The following is a 14676-nucleotide window of genomic DNA, read 5'->3' as shown; positions in this document are numbered from 1 at the left end:
GGAGGCGGTGACGCCGGTGTCATCCGTGAGTCCTTTGTGGACCGAGGAGGCGCTGTGCGGCCACCCTGCCGGATCGCTGTCCTGGCCGCGGTTTCCGTCCTCGCGGTCGCGACCGTCGGCGCCTCCGCGCCGGGGGCCGCCGGGTCCGGGCCCGCTTGGTTCACCTCCTGGGCGCAGTCGCAGGACGGCCGGGCCGACGGCCCCGTGACCGGCCAGACGCTGCGGATGATCACCCGCCTCAGCCAGGGCGGCGACGCGGTGCGCGTCCGGCTGCAGAACACCTTCGGCGCCGGGCCGCTGACCGTCGGGCACGCCACCGCCGGTCCCGGCGCGGGCGGCGCGGCCGTGACCACGACGCGGGAACTCACCTTCGCCGGCCGCCGCGCCGTCACGATCCCCGTGGGCGGCGAGGTGTGGAGCGACGAGACGAAACTCGTGACGCGCCCGGACACGAACCTGGCCGTGAGCATGTCCGTCGAAGGCGCCGCCGTTCCCGGCCGCCACGGCACCGCGCTGCGGGACAACTACCTCACCGAACCCGGCTCCGGCGACCACGCCGCCGACGCTGGGGCCGCGGCCTTCACCCGCACCGTCGGCGCCACCTACGTCGTCAGCGCCGTCGACGTGCACAACACCGCGCTGAAGGGCACGGTTGTCCCGTTCGGCAGCTCGGTCGTCGACGGCGTCGGCAGCACCAACTGCGGTCCCGGCTGCACCCGGCCCGGGGCCGACCGGCGCTGGACCGACGACCTCGCGCGGCGCATCGTCGCGGAACTGCCCGCGTCGGCGCAGCTGGCCGTGGCCAACGCCGGCGTCTCGGGGACCACCAGCGCGAAGACGTGCCCCGCCGCGCCGCCGTCGGTCGCCGGGCTCGACGCGGCGAGCCGGCTCGACCGGGACGTGCTCGCGCTGCACGGCGTCACCGCCGTCATCTACTACTACGGCACCAACGACCTCGCCTACGGCTGTGACGGCACGACGATCCTGGAGAGCTACCGCGAAGTCTTCCGCCGCGTGCGCGCCGCCGGGATCGCCGTCCACGTCACGCCGAGCACGCCCCGGCCGGGATACACCGACCAGGCCAACCTCGCCCGGCACGAGATCGCGCTGTACGTCAAGCGCGGGAACGGCTGCGGCGGCGCGTGTTCCGGCGTCGTGGACTTCGACGAGGTGCTCAAGGACCCGCTGAAGCCCAACAGCATCCTCCCGGCCTACGACAACGGCGACGGCGTCCACGCCAACGCCGCCGGCCAGCAGGCCTTGGCCGACTTCGTCCCGCTGGCCCTGCTCGCCCGGTCGGGGCCGGTTCGCCACACGATGGGGTGACCCGGCGAGTCGGAGCGGCGGACCTGTGCCCGTGGTTCCCCAAAGTACGTCCGGTGATGAACAACTCGATGGACGACGCGGGGTGCTGCCTGCTGTCGGTGGCCTGGAACGTCGCCCCGCTGATCGAAGGGCGGCCGGACTCCCGCCGCGGCGAAATCCGGCGCACCGTCGTGGCCGTGTGCCGGGCCGCCGGGCACGGCGCGCGGGACTGGGCCTCCCGGCACGGGACGGGGACCGAAGCCGAGTACCGACCGTTCCTCCAGCTTGCCGACGTCGCCTACGAGATCGCCACGCTCCTGCAGCTCGTCGAGGACTTCCTGGTCCCGGACCTGGAGCGCGAGCACCGCCGCTGGGCCGAGATCGAAGAGTTGACGACCCGGCTGGCCGAGCTCGGCGGGTGGACATCGGCGTTCTTCGGCGCGGATCGCGAGTTGTCAGGAACCTCCCGACGCCAGTCAGGTCCGTCCTGACGACGGAGGCGCAGGTGCGGCAGAACCTGGCCGCGTGGGTCGGCAAGGGGCGGGCGCTGGGCGGCACGTGGTCGCAGATCGGCTAGGCGCTCGGCATGACCCGGCAGTCGGCGTGGGGACGGTTCTCCGGCGAGGAGTGAGTGTCCACTCAGGACGCCGGCTTGATCCCGACCCCCGCGTAGAGGCCGTCGTCCTCCCGATCCACGACGGCGGCCAGCCGGTCCGGGTGCCAGTTCGCGGAGGTCGTCAGCCCCGGCTCGACCAGTTCGAAGCCGTCGAAGAGGGCGAGCACCTCGTCTCGCGATCGCGGGTAGATGTGGTCCTGCGTCGACCGCATGGTCTCGGCGACCCGTGGGTCGCGCAGCACCGCGAAGTCGTTGGTCAGGTGGGTGAGGGCGAGGTGGCTGCCGGGCGCGAGCGCGTCGCGGTAGGCGGCGAACACCGCGCGGACGTCCGGCTCGGGTGGCAGGTAGTGCCCGAGCGTGATCGCCAGCAGCCCCACGGGTTCGCGCGGGTCGAGCAGCCGCTTGACCGGTTCGGACCCGAGCACCCCGGCCGGGTCGGTGGCGTCGGCTTCGAGCGCCGAGGCGTTCGGGTTGTCCTTGAGCAGCATGAGACTGTGGGCCACGGCGACGGGTTCGTAGTCGACGTACACCACGCGCGAGGCCGGGTCGACCTCCTGCGCGACTTCGTGGACGTTGCCGACGGTCGGGATCCCGGAGCCGAGGTCCAGGAACTGCCGGATCCCCTGCGCGAGCATGAACCGCACGGCGCGCCGCAGGAAGGCGCGGTTGCGCCGGGCGACGGCGGCGACCTGCGGCTGGATGGCTTCGAGCCGGTGCGCGACCGCCCGGTCGGCGGCCAGGTTGTGCGCCCCGCCGAGCAGGTAGTCGTAGATGCGGGCCGCGCTGGGCCGGGAAAGGTCGGCACCGGGCGGGATCCAGGCCGCCCCCTCCTGCTCGCTCACGCTCGTCCCCTCGCAGATCGTCACGGGCCGATCCACCTTAGCGGCGGCGGGGGCGGCCGAATTCACGCGACCGGTGGAACGACCAGCCGCGGCAGCGGGGAGTACTCCTTTTGCCGGGCACGGTGAACCGGACGCCGGACCGCCGCTGCGGCGAACCGGTGAACCGCGCGAATGGGACGGAGATCCGTACCAAGGCGGGTGAGGCGCCTGCCGGGGCGGGCGGCGACCGCCCGCCCCGGCAGGTTCACCGGGTCAGCGCCGGCAGGGGTTGCCCGCCGGGTGCGCGGTGGTGCCGTGCACGTCGGCCTGGGACTCCGCCAGCACGATCTTCGCAAGCGGGGTCTCCAGGGCGACTGCCTGCTGCTTCACGACGCCGTTCTCGATGGTCTGGCCGTTGAGCTTCAGCGAGCCGATGACCAGCGCGATGGTCAGCGGTGCCGAACCCACCGTGACCGCGACACCGTTGATCTTCAGCGAGGCGACGTTCGAGCTGCCGGTCAGCACCGGGGCGAGCCCGCCCGGAGCCGGCTGGCAGGTCGCGGCCGCCTCGGACCGGATCACGCCCAGCTCGATGGTCAGCCCGATCGTGCTGATCACCGTCTTGTCGATCTTCGCCGACGCCCACGCGTGGTCACCGGCCGCCGGGGCCACCGACTGGTTGTCCGGCGTGAGATCGGTCGACGCGGTCAACGCGTGCGTCTGCACCTTGATCAGGCCGGCGTTGAGCGTCGCGTCGAGGACGGTCTTGCTGTCGTCGGCGCAGGGCAGGTTCGCCGGATTCGCCACCGCCGCGGTGACGCCGATGACGTTCGCGCCGGTGCCGGTGCAGGAGAAGACGCCGTCGCGGTCGTCGTCGACGATCGTGCCGATCCCGACCGGGTCGACCAGCCCGGCGCCGACCGGGGCGGACAGCGTCACGGTGAACGTCTCGTTCGGTTCGTCGACGGTGTCCGGGTTGACCAGCACGGTCACCGGCTTGGACGTCTCACCCGGCGCGAAGGTGACGTCGCCGCTCGCCGCCTGGTAGTCGGCCGGTGCGGTGGCGGTGCCGTTCGCGGTGGCGTAGTGGACCGTCACCGGGTTCGGGCTGGTGCCGCCGAGCAGCGACACGGTGAAGGTGGCCGGCACCGGCGCGCCGCCGGAGCCTTCGTCCACCGTGACGTCGTTGATGCTCAGGCCGAGCACGCGCACGGTCGTCGTCTCGACGTAGCCGCGGGACACGCCGTCGACCAGGTAGTCGACCGAGCAGTGGTAGGTGCCCGGCGCGGCACTGGCCGCGGCGGTGATGGTCTCGGTGAACGTCGCGACGTCACCGCTGGTCACCTTGACGCTCGCCGGGGCGTTGGTGACGGTCAGCTGGGGGTCGCAGCTGACGACGTGCGGGGTCACCGTGACCTCGATGGACTTGATGCCGTCGAGGATGGCCTGCGACACCTGGTTCGACGGCACGTTGTTGAGCAGCGCGCCACCGGTGGCCGTGGCGATGGCACTGGCCTGCCCGGTGTAGTCCAGTGCGCCGACGTTGACCGCCACCACGCGGATGTTCGCCGCCTGGAGCGCGGCGATCGTCTGCGCCAGGGTGTGCCCGCCGCTCGGGTCGTGCGACGGCGCGTCGCCGAACCAGGCGATGATCCGGGTGCCGTCCGGGCGGAAGGCGACCGCGCCGGTGGCCAGCTCGTAGAGCGCGTTGAGGTCGGCTTCCGGCGTGTCTCCGCCGCCGGAGGCCACCCACTGGTTCGTGCCGGCCTGGACCGCCGCGGTGTCCGCGGTGATGCCCTGGTTGACCTTGAACGGGACCGCATCGGTGAAGTCTTTGTACTCGGCGACGCCGAACTGGGCGGTCGGCTGCACGGCGAGCACGTCGCTGGTGATGGCGTTCGCGTTGGCGCGGACGTTGGCGATCGCGCCGCCCATGCTGCCGGTGGTGTCGGCGAGCAGCACGAGATCGGGATTCGGCGGCACGGTGGAGGTGGTCACGTGCTTGGTGATGTTGGTGCTCTGCCCAGGGGCGAGCGTGACGTCGACGGTGGCGGGATCGACCCCCGGCGGTGCGGCGGCCGCCACCGCGGCCGGGGCGAGCAGGGCGCTGACTGCGGTCAGCGCGACGAACACTGATCTGCGCGACATGGAATTCCCTTTCCGGATTCCTGAGGTTTCCGGAGAGAGACGAAATCGGCGGCGATCTGTTAGCCGGGCGCGCGAACTTCACCCGAAGCGCCTGTGTCAAGGCCCTCAACGGGTTGCCGCGGTGAATCTGGTCTACCCCGACGATGGCCGCACTGGGCCAGAACGCTGAGGACCCGGCGCGCAGAATCACGCTTTGGAGCGACGACGTGCGCTAATCGCGCGACAGTCAGTATGCACAGATTGGCGAACGGAGGCGGTTTCCGGTCGCCGGCGGGCCGATTGCCCCTGGAAGTCGTAACGCGGAGCGCGGTGTCATCGCCGTTTTTCACAGGATTCCTGGTATTCGCGTTCCGGCTGGGAGCCATCGATGATTCCCGCGCCCGCTCGCGGCCATCGGCGGCCGTTTTCGTCGAAGAGGCCACGATCCGTCGTCCCGCCCGGTGGGGGCGCCCGGGATCGTAGCTAGGCTGACGCGAATGAGCGCGGTATCCGGCACGGAGCACCCGATGGTCGAAACCCGGCACCAGACCCGGCTGCTCACCCTGCTCCGGGACGAGGGCCCGATGTCGCGGGTCGAGCTGGGCGAGCGGCTCGAACTGCCGCGCGCCCGGGTGGGTGCCGAAGTGGCCCGGCTCGGCGAGGTCGGGCTCGTGGAGACCGCGGGGCCGTCCGCCAGCCGCGGCGGGCGCCGGTCGACGCTGGTCCGGCTGGCCGGCGACCTCCGGGTGCTCGCGGTGGACGTCGGGGCGACGTCGGTGGGGGTGGCCGTGACCGACGCTTCGTGCGAGGTGCTCGCGCACACCGTCGAGGACTGCGACGTGCGGCAGGGGCCGCATCCGGTGCTGCGGCGGGTGGCCGAGCTCGCGGCGAAGGTGCGGGACGAGGCGCCCGGCAGGCTGGTCGCGGCGGGCATCGGGCTGCCGGGGCCGGTCAGCTTCGCCGAGGGGATGGCGGTCGCGCCGCCGATCATGCCCGGCTGGGACCGGTTCAACGTGCGGGATCACCTCGGCGGGCTCTGGGGCTGCCCGGTCGCGGTGGACAACGACGTCAACGCGATGGCACTCGGGGAGCGGCACGCCGGGGTCGCGCGGTCGACCGACGACCTGATGTTCGTCAAGATCGGCACCGGGATCGGCTGCGGGATCGTGCTCGGCGGCAAGGTGTACCGCGGGGTCGTCGGCACGGCGGGCGACATCGGGCACATCCGGCTCGACGACTACGGCCCGACCTGCGCCTGCGGTGAGGTCGGCTGCCTGGAGGCCTACTTCGGCGGGGCCGCGCTGGCCCGCGACGGGCTCGCGCTGGCCCGCAGCGGACGTTCGGCGTACCTCGCCGAGGTCGCCGCCGACCGCGGGGCGGTCACCGCCCGGGACGTGGGCCTGGCCGCCGCGGCGGGCGACTTCGGCGCCGTCAACCTGATCCGGGACGGCGGGCGCCGGCTCGGCCAGGTCGTCGCCTCGCTGGTCTCCTTCATCAACCCGGGGATGGTGGTGATCGGCGGCGGGGTGGCGCAGCTCGGGCACCAGCTGCTCGCCGAACTGCGCAGCGCGGTATACCGGCGCTCGCTGCCGTTGGCGACCGGGAACCTCCCGATCGTGCTGTCCGAGCTCGGCGACACGGCGGGCGTGATCGGCACCGCCTGGTCCGCGACCGACCGGGCCTTCACGCTCAGCAGTTGAACGCGCCACTTCCGTAACGCTCAATCCGAACAGACTTTTGCACTTCCGCATCGAAAGTCTGCTCGGATTCGTGCGTCTATCCGGGTGAAAACGGAACTTGACCCCTCTTTCTCACCTTGACGGGTGATCGACGTCACCCTACTTTCGCTTCCTGCGTGACAAAGTCTGTTCCGTGTGCAGCACCTGTGGGGGCATCGTGGCCGTGACCGGTACCAGGCGAGCCGACCAGGCGAGCCCGCGTACGGCGAACTTGGCCGCGGTCTTGCGAGCGCTGCGCGCGGGCCCCCTGTCGCGTACGCAGCTGGCCGCCCGCTGCGGTGTCGCGAAGTCGGCGGTCCCCGGTCTGCTCGCCGAGCTCGCGGACCGGGGCCTCGTCCGGCCCGCCGGTGTCCTCCCCGGCAACGGCCGGCCGAGCCGGCTGGTCGAACTGGACGGCGAAGACGCGTACGCGCTGGCTCTGCGCGTCGAGGCCGACCGGCTGTCGGCGGTGGTCGCCGACCTGTCCGGCCGCGTCGTGGCCGAGCACGCCGAGACCGTCGACGTCGCCGCGGCCGGGCTCCAGCGAGGCATGGACGAACTCGCCCACCTCGCGCACCGGGTGCTGCCCGGCCCGCCGGTCGGCGTCGCGATCTCGGTGCCCGGGCTGGTCGATCCGGCCGCCGCCGTGCTGCGCTTCGCCCCGGCCCTGCGCTGGCGCGACGCGGAGATCGCCGGCCTGATGGCGGCCCGGCTGAACCTCCCCGTCGACGCGGTCGCCGTGGACAACGAAGCCAACCTGGGCGCGCTCGCCGAGTCGCTCACCGAGGCCGGCGAGCTGTTCTACCTCAGCGGCGGGACGGCCGTGGGCGGCGGCCTCGTGTCCGGCGGCGCGATCCAGCGGGGCGCGCGCGGCTTCGCGGGCGAGGTCGGGCACATCGCCGTCGACCCGTCCGGCGACCGGTGTTCCTGCGGCCGGACGGGCTGCCTGGAGACGAAGGCGAACCTCGCCGCGGTGCTGCGCGCGGCCGCGTCACCGGGCGATCCGCTGCACGATCCCGCCGTCGGTGTCGAGGGCCGGGTCGCGCTGCTTCAGCACCGCGTCCGGCGCGGCGAGCAGCGCGCGGTCACGGCGGTGCACGAGCTCGGCGTCGCCCTCGGTGTCGCACTGTCCACTGTGGTCGATGTGCTCGACCCGGACGTCGTCGTGCTCGGTGGCTACTTCGCGGAGCTCGGGGAGTGGCTGGTGGAACCGGTCCGCGTCGAGCTCGCCGCGCACGCCCAGTCCGGACTGCACGCCCGGGTCGTGCCGTCGGGGCTCGGTATCCGGGCTCCGTTGCACGGGGCCGCCCACCGGGCCGCCGAACGGCTTTTCGCCGACCCGACGCTCGCCCCCGTCACCGAGGAGGCCACGGTATGAGCGAGCTTGCGAGCGAATCATTCAACACTGCGCTTCCGGCTCAGGCGGCACCGAGCGCCAGCGAGGTGTGCGCATGAGCCTGCTTTCCGTCCGCGGGATCGTGAAGACCTTCCCCGGTGTGCGCGCGCTCGACGGCGTCGACCTCGACGTCGAACCGGGCGAGGTGCACTGCCTGCTCGGGCAGAACGGCGCGGGGAAGTCGACGCTGATCAAGGTCCTGTCCGGGGCGCACCGGCCGGACGCGGGCGAAATCACCTGGCAGGGGCAACGCGTCGAGCTCGGCTCGCCGGTCGACGCCCTGCGGCTGGGCATCGCCACCATGTACCAGGAGCTCGACCTGGTGCCCGCGCTTTCGGTGGCGGACAACATCTTCCTCGGCCACGAGCGCGCCCGGCTCGGGTTCACCCGGGTCTCGCAGGCCCGTGACGAAGCCGCGCGGCTGATGGCCCGGCTGGGCCATCCCGGCATCCGGCCGTGGCACGAGGTGGGCCGGCTGTCCGCCGCCGGCCAGCAGCTGGTGTCGATGGCCCGCGCGCTGGCCCACGACGCCCGGCTGCTCGTGATGGACGAACCCACCGCCGCGCTGGCCGGCGAGGAGGCCGACAACCTCTTCCGCATCGTCGGCGAGCTCACCGCCGACGGCGTCGCGGTGGTCTACATCTCGCACCGGCTCGAGGAGCTGCGCCGGATCGGGCACCGGGTGACCGTGCTCAAGGACGGCCGGACGGTCGGCACCGGGCTCGACGCCCGCACCACGCCGACCGCGGATCTCGTCGCGCTGATGGCCGGGCGCAAGGTCGAAACCGTCTTCGGGCCACGCCACGACGGCCACGCCAGGACCACCGCCGTGCTCGAAGTCGACGGGCTCTCCCGGAAAGGGGAGTTCGAGGACGTGAGCTTCACCGTCCACGCCGGCGAAGTCGTCGGCATCGCCGGGCTGGTCGGATCCGGCCGCAGCGAGCTGCTGGAGACGATCTTCGGCGCCCGCCGTCCCGACCGCGGAACCGTGGTGGCCGAGGGGAAACCGCTCCGCCCCGGCAGCGTGCTCGCCGCCGTCAAGGCGGGCATCGGGCTGGCCCCGGAGGAACGCAAGAGCCAGGGCCTCCTGCTGGACCTGCCGGTGGCGCACAACGTGACGCTGGCCAGCCTCGGCCGCTACGCGAAGTTCGGGTTCACCGAGCGTGCCAAGGAACTGGACGACGCCGGCGCGAGCCTGCGGCGCCTCGACCTGCGGCCCGCCGACCCGCGGCGGATCGTCCGCACGCTGTCCGGCGGCAACCAGCAGAAGGCGGTGCTCGCGCGCTGGCTGGTGCGCGGCTGCCGGGTGCTGCTGCTGGACGAGCCGACGCGCGGCGTCGACGTCGGCGCCCGCGCCGAGCTGTACCGGCTGATCGACGAGCTGGCCGCGAGCGGCGTCGCGATCGTGCTGGTGTCCAGCGAGATCCCCGAGGTGCTCGGGCTGTCCGACCGGGTGCTGGTGCTGCGCGAGGGCCGGGTCCTCGCCGACCGGCCCTCCGCCGGCCTCACCGAGGCCGGGGTGCTCGACGTGATTCTCGAGGGGAGCGCGGCATGACCGACACCGAAGCGCCACCGGCGGAGGCGCGGAAGGCGGTGACCACCGACGGACGGCGGTTCGCCTTCCGGGCCGATCCGCGCCTGCTCGGCCTGGCCGGGGTGCTCGTCGTGCTGTGCCTGGTCGGCCAGTTCACCCGGCCCGAGCTGTTCTTCACCGAAAGCAACATCTCCACGATCCTGCGGCTGGCCGCGGCGATCGGCGTGGTCAGCGTCGGCATGACGTTCGTGATCATCAGCGGCGGCATCGACCTGTCCGTCGGCTCCATCGTCGCGTTGTCGAGCGTCTGGCTCACCACCCTGGCCACCCAGTCCTACGGGCCGTGGGTGATGGTTCTCTGCGGGCTCGCGGTCGGCCTCGGCTGCGGGCTGGTCAACGGCGTGCTCGTGGCCTACGGCAAGGTCGTGCCGTTCATCGCGACACTAGCGATGTACGTCTCGGCGCGCGGGCTCGCCGAGCGGATCAGCGGCCGCCGCACGCAGGTGGTCGCCGACCAGGACTTCCTCGCCTTCTTCCGCGGCGACCTGCTGGGGATCCCGGTGCTGATCTGGCTCTTCGCGCTGGTGTTCGCGGTCGGCTGGGTCCTGCTCAACCGCACCACCTTCGGCCGCCGGACGTACGCGGTCGGCGGCAACGTCGAGGCGTCGCGGCTCGCCGGGATCAACGTCAAGCGGCACCTCGCGCTCGTCTACGGCGTGGCCGGGCTGTGCTGCGGGATCGCCGCGCTCATGGTCGTCGCGCGGACGACGGCGGGCGCGTCGACCAACGGCATGTTCTACGAGCTCGACGCGATCGCGGCCGTGGTCATCGGCGGCACGCTGCTCACCGGCGGCCGCGGTTCGCTGATCGGCACCCTCATCGGCGTGCTGATCTTCACGGTGCTGTCGAACCTCTTCACGCTCAACAACCTGGACACCGACATCCAGAACATCGCCAAAGGCGTGATCATCGTGCTCGCCGTGCTCTTGCAGTTCCGGGCCAGGAAAGCCAGGACCGGTCCGTAGCCTCACAGATCAACGGAGGTCGTCATGACCGAACACCCCTTCCTCGGCCGCCGGGGTTTCCTGCTCGGCGGTGCCGCGGTCGGCGCCGGCGCGCTGCTGGCCGGCTGCACGTCGAACACGCCGTCGAACCAGCAGTCGAACGCGCCGGTCGCGAACGCGGCCAACGACACCCAGCCCGGGAAGCCGATCACCATCGGCTTCTCCGCGCCGGCCGCCGACCACGGCTGGATCGCGGCGATCACCAAGAACGCCCGGGCGCAGGCGCAGAAGTTCAGCGAGGTGAAGTTCACCGCCACCGAGGGCACCAACGACGTCAACCAGCAGATCTCCCAGGTCGAGACCCTGATCAACGCGAAGGTCGACGTGCTGGTGATCCTGCCCTTCGACGGCAAGGCGCTCACCTCCGTCGGGCAGCAGGCGATCGACGCGGGGATCCCGGTGATCAACCTGGATCGCGTCTTCGACACGCCGCTCGCGTACCGGACGTGGATCGGCGGGGACAACTACCGGATGGGCGTCAACGCCGGCAACTACATCGCGAAACAGCTGAAGGCGAGGAACGTCGCGAACCCGATCATCGGCGAGGTCGCCGGGATCGACTCGCTGCCGCTGACCCAGGAACGCAGCAAGGGGTTCTCGGACGCGCTGGCCCGCGCCGGGTTCAAGGTCGGCCCGCGGGTTTCGGCCCAGTTCACGCCCGAGTCCGGCGAGCAGCAGACGGCGAACCTGCTGCAGAGCGCGGCCAAGCTGGACGCGCTGTGGAACCACGACGACGACCAGGGGGTCGGCGTCAACGCGGCCATCGAGAACGCGGGCCGCAAGGAGTTCCTGATGGTCGGCGGCGCGGGTTCGAAGAACATGATGACGCTGATCAAGGCCGACGCGTCGCCGATCAAGGCGACCGTGCTCTACAGCCCGTCGATGGCCTCGACCGCCGTCTCACTGGCGCGCCTGCTCGGGCAGACGAAGGGGATCGGCGACTTCGCCGAGCACGACATCCCGGCCGAGATCACCACGTACTCCGCGGTGGTCACCAAGGAGAACGTCGACCAGTACGCCGACGTCGGCTTCGATTCCTGAGCCGTCGGCCACCGAGAACAGAGGGAGGGGCATGAGCCCGGCACGGGACACGATCGGGATCGGCATGGTGGGCCACGCGTTCATGGGCGCGGTGCATTCGCACGCCTGGCGCAGCGTCCACCGGTTCTTCGACCCACCGCTGGTGCCGAGACTCGCCGTGCTCGCCGGCCGGGACGAGGCCCGGGCCACGGCGGCGGCGCGGCGGTTCGGCTGGGCCGGCGTCGAGACGGACTGGCGGCAGCTGATCGCGCGCGACGACGTCGACCTGGTCGACATCTGCACGCCGGGGGACACCCACGCGGAGATCGCGATCGCCGCGCTGGAAGCCGGGAAGCACGTGCTGTGCGAGAAGCCCCTCGCCAACTCGGTCGCGGAGGCCGAGGCGATGGCGGAGGCGGCGCGGAAGGCCCGTGAACGCGGGGTACGGGCCATGGTCGCGTTCAACTACCGCCGGGTGCCCGCGCTCGCGCACGCCAGGAACCTCGTCGCGAGCGGGGCGCTCGGCGAGATCCGGCACGTGCGGTCGGTCTACCTGCAGGACTGGCTGTCCGACCCGCGGGCGCCGATGACCTGGCGGCTGCGTCGCGAGTCCGCCGGTTCGGGCGCGCTGGGCGACCTCGGCGCGCACATCGTCGACGCCGCGCAGTTCGTCACCGGCGAAGTGATCACCGGCGTCTCCGCGCTGACGAACACGTTCGTGAAGCAGCGGCCGTCCGAGAACGGCGGAACGGACGAGGTGACGGTCGACGACACCGCGTTGTTCCTGGCGCGGCTTTCTTCGGGAGCCGTCGCGAGTTTCGAAGCCACCCGGTTCGCGCTGGGCCGCAAGAACGCGATGCGGCTGGAGGTCAACGGGTCGAAGGCGAGCCTGGCGTTCGACTTCGAGTCGATGAACGAACTCCAGTGGTACGAGGGAGCCGGCACCGAGGCGGGCTTTCGCCGCATCCTCGTCACCGAGCCCGAGCACCCGTACGTCGGGGTGTGGTGGCCGCCCGGCCACCTGCTCGGCTACGAGCACACGTTCACCAACGAGGTCGCCGACCTGCTTGCCGCCATCAGCGCGGGTACCGATCCCGAGCCGGGCTTCGACGACGGCCTGCGCGTCCAGCGGGTGCTGCACGCCGTCGAGAAGAGTGCGGCCGCAGAAGCGAACTGGACACCGGTGGAGGAGAAATGAGCCGTCCTGTCACGTTGTTCACCGGCCAGTGGGCCGATCTGCCGTTCACCGAAGTCTGCAAGCTCGCCGCGGAGTGGGGCTACGACGGGCTGGAGATCGCCTGCTCGGGCGACCACTTCGAGGTGGACCGCGCACTGTCCGAAGAGGACTACGTGCCGGGACGGCTGGCGCTGCTCGCCGAGCACGGCCTCAAGGTGTGGGCGATCTCGAACCACCTCGTCGGACAGGCCGTCTGCGACGACCCGATCGACCACCGACACCAGGCGATCGTCCCGTCCCGGATCTGGGGTGACGGCGAGCCCGAGGGCGTCCGGCAGCGGGCGGCCGCGGAGATGGCCGCCACCGCCCGCGCGGCGGCGAAGCTCGGCGTCGACACGGTGATCGGCTTCACCGGGTCGAAGATCTGGAAGTACGTGGCGATGTTTCCGCCGGTCACGCGCGATGACATCGATGACGGCTACGCGGACTTCGCCCGCCGGTGGAACCCGATCCTCGACGTCTTCGATGAGGTCGGCGTCCGGTTCGCGCACGAGGTGCACCCTTCGGAGATCGCGTACGACTACTGGACCACCAAACGGGCCCTCGAAGCCGTCGATCACCGGCCCGCCTTCGGGCTGAACTGGGACCCGTCGCACTTCGTCTGGCAGGACCTCGACCCGGTGGGGTTCATCCTCGACTTCGCCGACCGGATCTACCACGTCGACTGCAAGGACACGAGGAAGCGCTTCGACGGCCGCAACGGCAGGCTCGGCTCGCACCTGGCGTGGGCGGATCCGCGCCGGGGCTGGGACTTCGTGTCCGTCGGCCACGGCGACGTCCCCTGGGAGGACTGCTTCCGGGCGCTGAACTCGATCGGCTACACCGGCCCGATCTCCGTGGAGTGGGAAGACGCCGGGATGGACCGGCTCCGTGGCGCGGCGGAGGCGGTGAAGTACCTGCCCGAGCACCTGTTCGACCAGCCGTCGGCGGCTTTCGACGCGGCTTTCAGCAACCAGAGATGAGGGAGTTCCATGTGCGGTCCGCAAGCTGAGCAATACTCCCGAAGGACGATTCTCAATGTGGCGACGGCGGCTCTCGCGGTAGGTGCCGCAGTCGCGTTGCCCGGCACCGCGGACGCCGCCACGGCCCGGCGCCGGATCCCGCTCGACAAGATCAGCATCCAGCTCTACTCCCTGCGGTCGCTGCTGCAGAACGACCCGGAAGGCACGCTCTCCGCGCTGGCCGACATCGGCTACCGGAAGGTCGAGCTGGCCGGGACGTACGGCCGCGGCGCGACCGAGTTCCGTGCCATCCTCGACCGCTGCCACCTCAAGGCGTCCTCGACGCACGTCGGCATCGACGGTGATCTGAACCAGGCCATCGCCGACGCGAAGATCCTGGGCAACACCCTCGCCAACGTGCCGTACGCGAAGTTCGCCACCATCGCCGAGTGGGAGGCTTTCGCGGGCCGTGTCAACACCGCCGCGGCCGCCTTCCGGAAGGCGGGGATCGAGCTCGGCTACCACAACCACGCCCACGAGTTCGCCCCGATCGGCGGCGTACTGCCGTACGACGTGCTCACCGCGAAGACGAACAAGCGAACTGTCCACCTGGAGATCGACCTGTTCTGGGCGGTGACCGGCGGGGCCGACCCGGTGCGGCTGTTCCGGCAGCACTATCCGCGCGTGACGCAGTACCACGTCAAGGACATGACCGCGGACGGGCAGATGACCGACCCCGGCACCGGCGTCATCGACTTCCGGCGCATCTTCGCCGCTTCCTGCCACGACATCCGTGAATTCATCGTCGAGCACGACCAGCCCACCGATCCGCTGAACACGGCGAAGGTCGGGTTCGAATACCTCCGCACCGTGCGTTTCTGAGCCCCCGGGGGAAAA

At 71.5% G+C, this 14676-nt stretch carries 12 protein-coding genes; 10 read left to right on the top strand and 2 right to left on the bottom strand.

The genetic code is table 11. The features are described from left to right. Window positions 1-54 precede the first annotated feature (54 nt). Together AB0M82_RS36415 and AB0M82_RS36410 are read left to right on the top strand one after the other, a co-directional pair. Window positions 55-1326 (top strand): GDSL-type esterase/lipase family protein, encoded by a 1272-nt coding sequence (locus AB0M82_RS36415; RefSeq protein ID WP_364732037.1) that lies wholly within the window; start codon window positions 55-57, stop codon window positions 1324-1326. Between the two features lie 56 nt (window positions 1327-1382). After that, window positions 1383-1796: a hypothetical protein gene (locus AB0M82_RS36410; RefSeq protein WP_364732164.1), complete on the top strand. Its 414-nt coding sequence runs from the start codon at window positions 1383-1385 to the stop codon at window positions 1794-1796. A 148-nt stretch (window positions 1797-1944) separates the two neighbouring features. Here AB0M82_RS36410 and AB0M82_RS36405 read toward each other — a convergent pair whose 3' ends face one another. Together AB0M82_RS36405 and AB0M82_RS36400 are read right to left on the bottom strand one after the other, a co-directional pair. Next, a complete protein-coding gene (locus AB0M82_RS36405) occupies window positions 1945-2763 on the bottom strand; it encodes an SAM-dependent methyltransferase (protein ID WP_364732035.1) in 819 nt (272 codons plus the stop codon). A 252-nt stretch (window positions 2764-3015) separates the two neighbouring features. Continuing rightward, a complete protein-coding gene (locus AB0M82_RS36400) occupies window positions 3016-4890 on the bottom strand; it encodes a Calx-beta domain-containing protein (RefSeq protein ID WP_364732033.1) in 1875 nt (624 codons plus the stop codon). Between the two features lie 506 nt (window positions 4891-5396). On the opposite strand from AB0M82_RS36400, the gene AB0M82_RS36395 reads away from it, so the two are divergent. The 8 genes from AB0M82_RS36395 to AB0M82_RS36360 all read left to right on the top strand — a co-directional run bounded on the left by AB0M82_RS36395 (window position 5397) and on the right by AB0M82_RS36360 (window position 14661). After that, window positions 5397-6569 carry an ROK family transcriptional regulator gene (locus AB0M82_RS36395; protein ID WP_364732161.1) on the top strand — a complete coding sequence of 391 codons (1173 nt, stop codon included), beginning with the start codon at window positions 5397-5399 and terminating at the stop codon, window positions 6567-6569. A 202-nt stretch (window positions 6570-6771) separates the two neighbouring features. Beyond that, window positions 6772-7965 carry an ROK family transcriptional regulator gene (locus AB0M82_RS36390; RefSeq protein WP_364732032.1) on the top strand — a complete coding sequence of 398 codons (1194 nt, stop codon included), beginning with the start codon at window positions 6772-6774 and terminating at the stop codon, window positions 7963-7965. Window positions 7966-8038: 73 nt separating this feature from the next. After that, window positions 8039-9538, top strand: coding sequence for a sugar ABC transporter ATP-binding protein (locus tag AB0M82_RS36385; protein ID WP_364732030.1), 1500 nt, complete (start codon window positions 8039-8041; stop codon window positions 9536-9538). Further along, window positions 9535-10542 carry an ABC transporter permease gene (locus tag AB0M82_RS36380; protein ID WP_364732029.1) on the top strand — a complete coding sequence of 336 codons (1008 nt, stop codon included), beginning with the start codon at window positions 9535-9537 and terminating at the stop codon, window positions 10540-10542. Before AB0M82_RS36385 ends, AB0M82_RS36380 begins: the two co-directional genes overlap by 4 nt. A gap of 24 nt (window positions 10543-10566) precedes the next feature. Continuing rightward, window positions 10567-11622, top strand: a complete 1056-nt coding sequence (locus tag AB0M82_RS36375; RefSeq protein ID WP_364732027.1) for a substrate-binding domain-containing protein — start codon at window positions 10567-10569, stop codon at window positions 11620-11622. 31 nt (window positions 11623-11653) lie between these two features. Then, entirely contained in the window at window positions 11654-12799 is a 1146-nt protein-coding gene (locus AB0M82_RS36370) for a Gfo/Idh/MocA family oxidoreductase (protein ID WP_364732026.1), read from the top strand. Further along, complete coding sequence (locus AB0M82_RS36365) at window positions 12796-13800, top strand: sugar phosphate isomerase/epimerase family protein (RefSeq protein ID WP_364732025.1); 1005 nt, start codon at window positions 12796-12798, stop codon at window positions 13798-13800. The genes AB0M82_RS36370 and AB0M82_RS36365 overlap by 4 nt, the downstream gene beginning before the upstream one ends. 9 nt (window positions 13801-13809) lie before the next feature. Then, a complete protein-coding gene (locus AB0M82_RS36360) occupies window positions 13810-14661 on the top strand; it encodes a sugar phosphate isomerase/epimerase (RefSeq protein ID WP_364732023.1) in 852 nt (283 codons plus the stop codon). Window positions 14662-14676: the final 15 nt, after the last annotated feature.

The sequence above is a fragment of the Amycolatopsis sp. NPDC051128 genome, from assembly GCF_040682715.1.
In the GTDB taxonomy this organism is placed as follows: Bacteria; Actinomycetota; Actinomycetes; order Mycobacteriales; family Pseudonocardiaceae; genus Amycolatopsis.
Note: the sequence above shows the minus strand (reverse complement) of the source record. Positions and strands in the feature narration are given on the sequence as shown.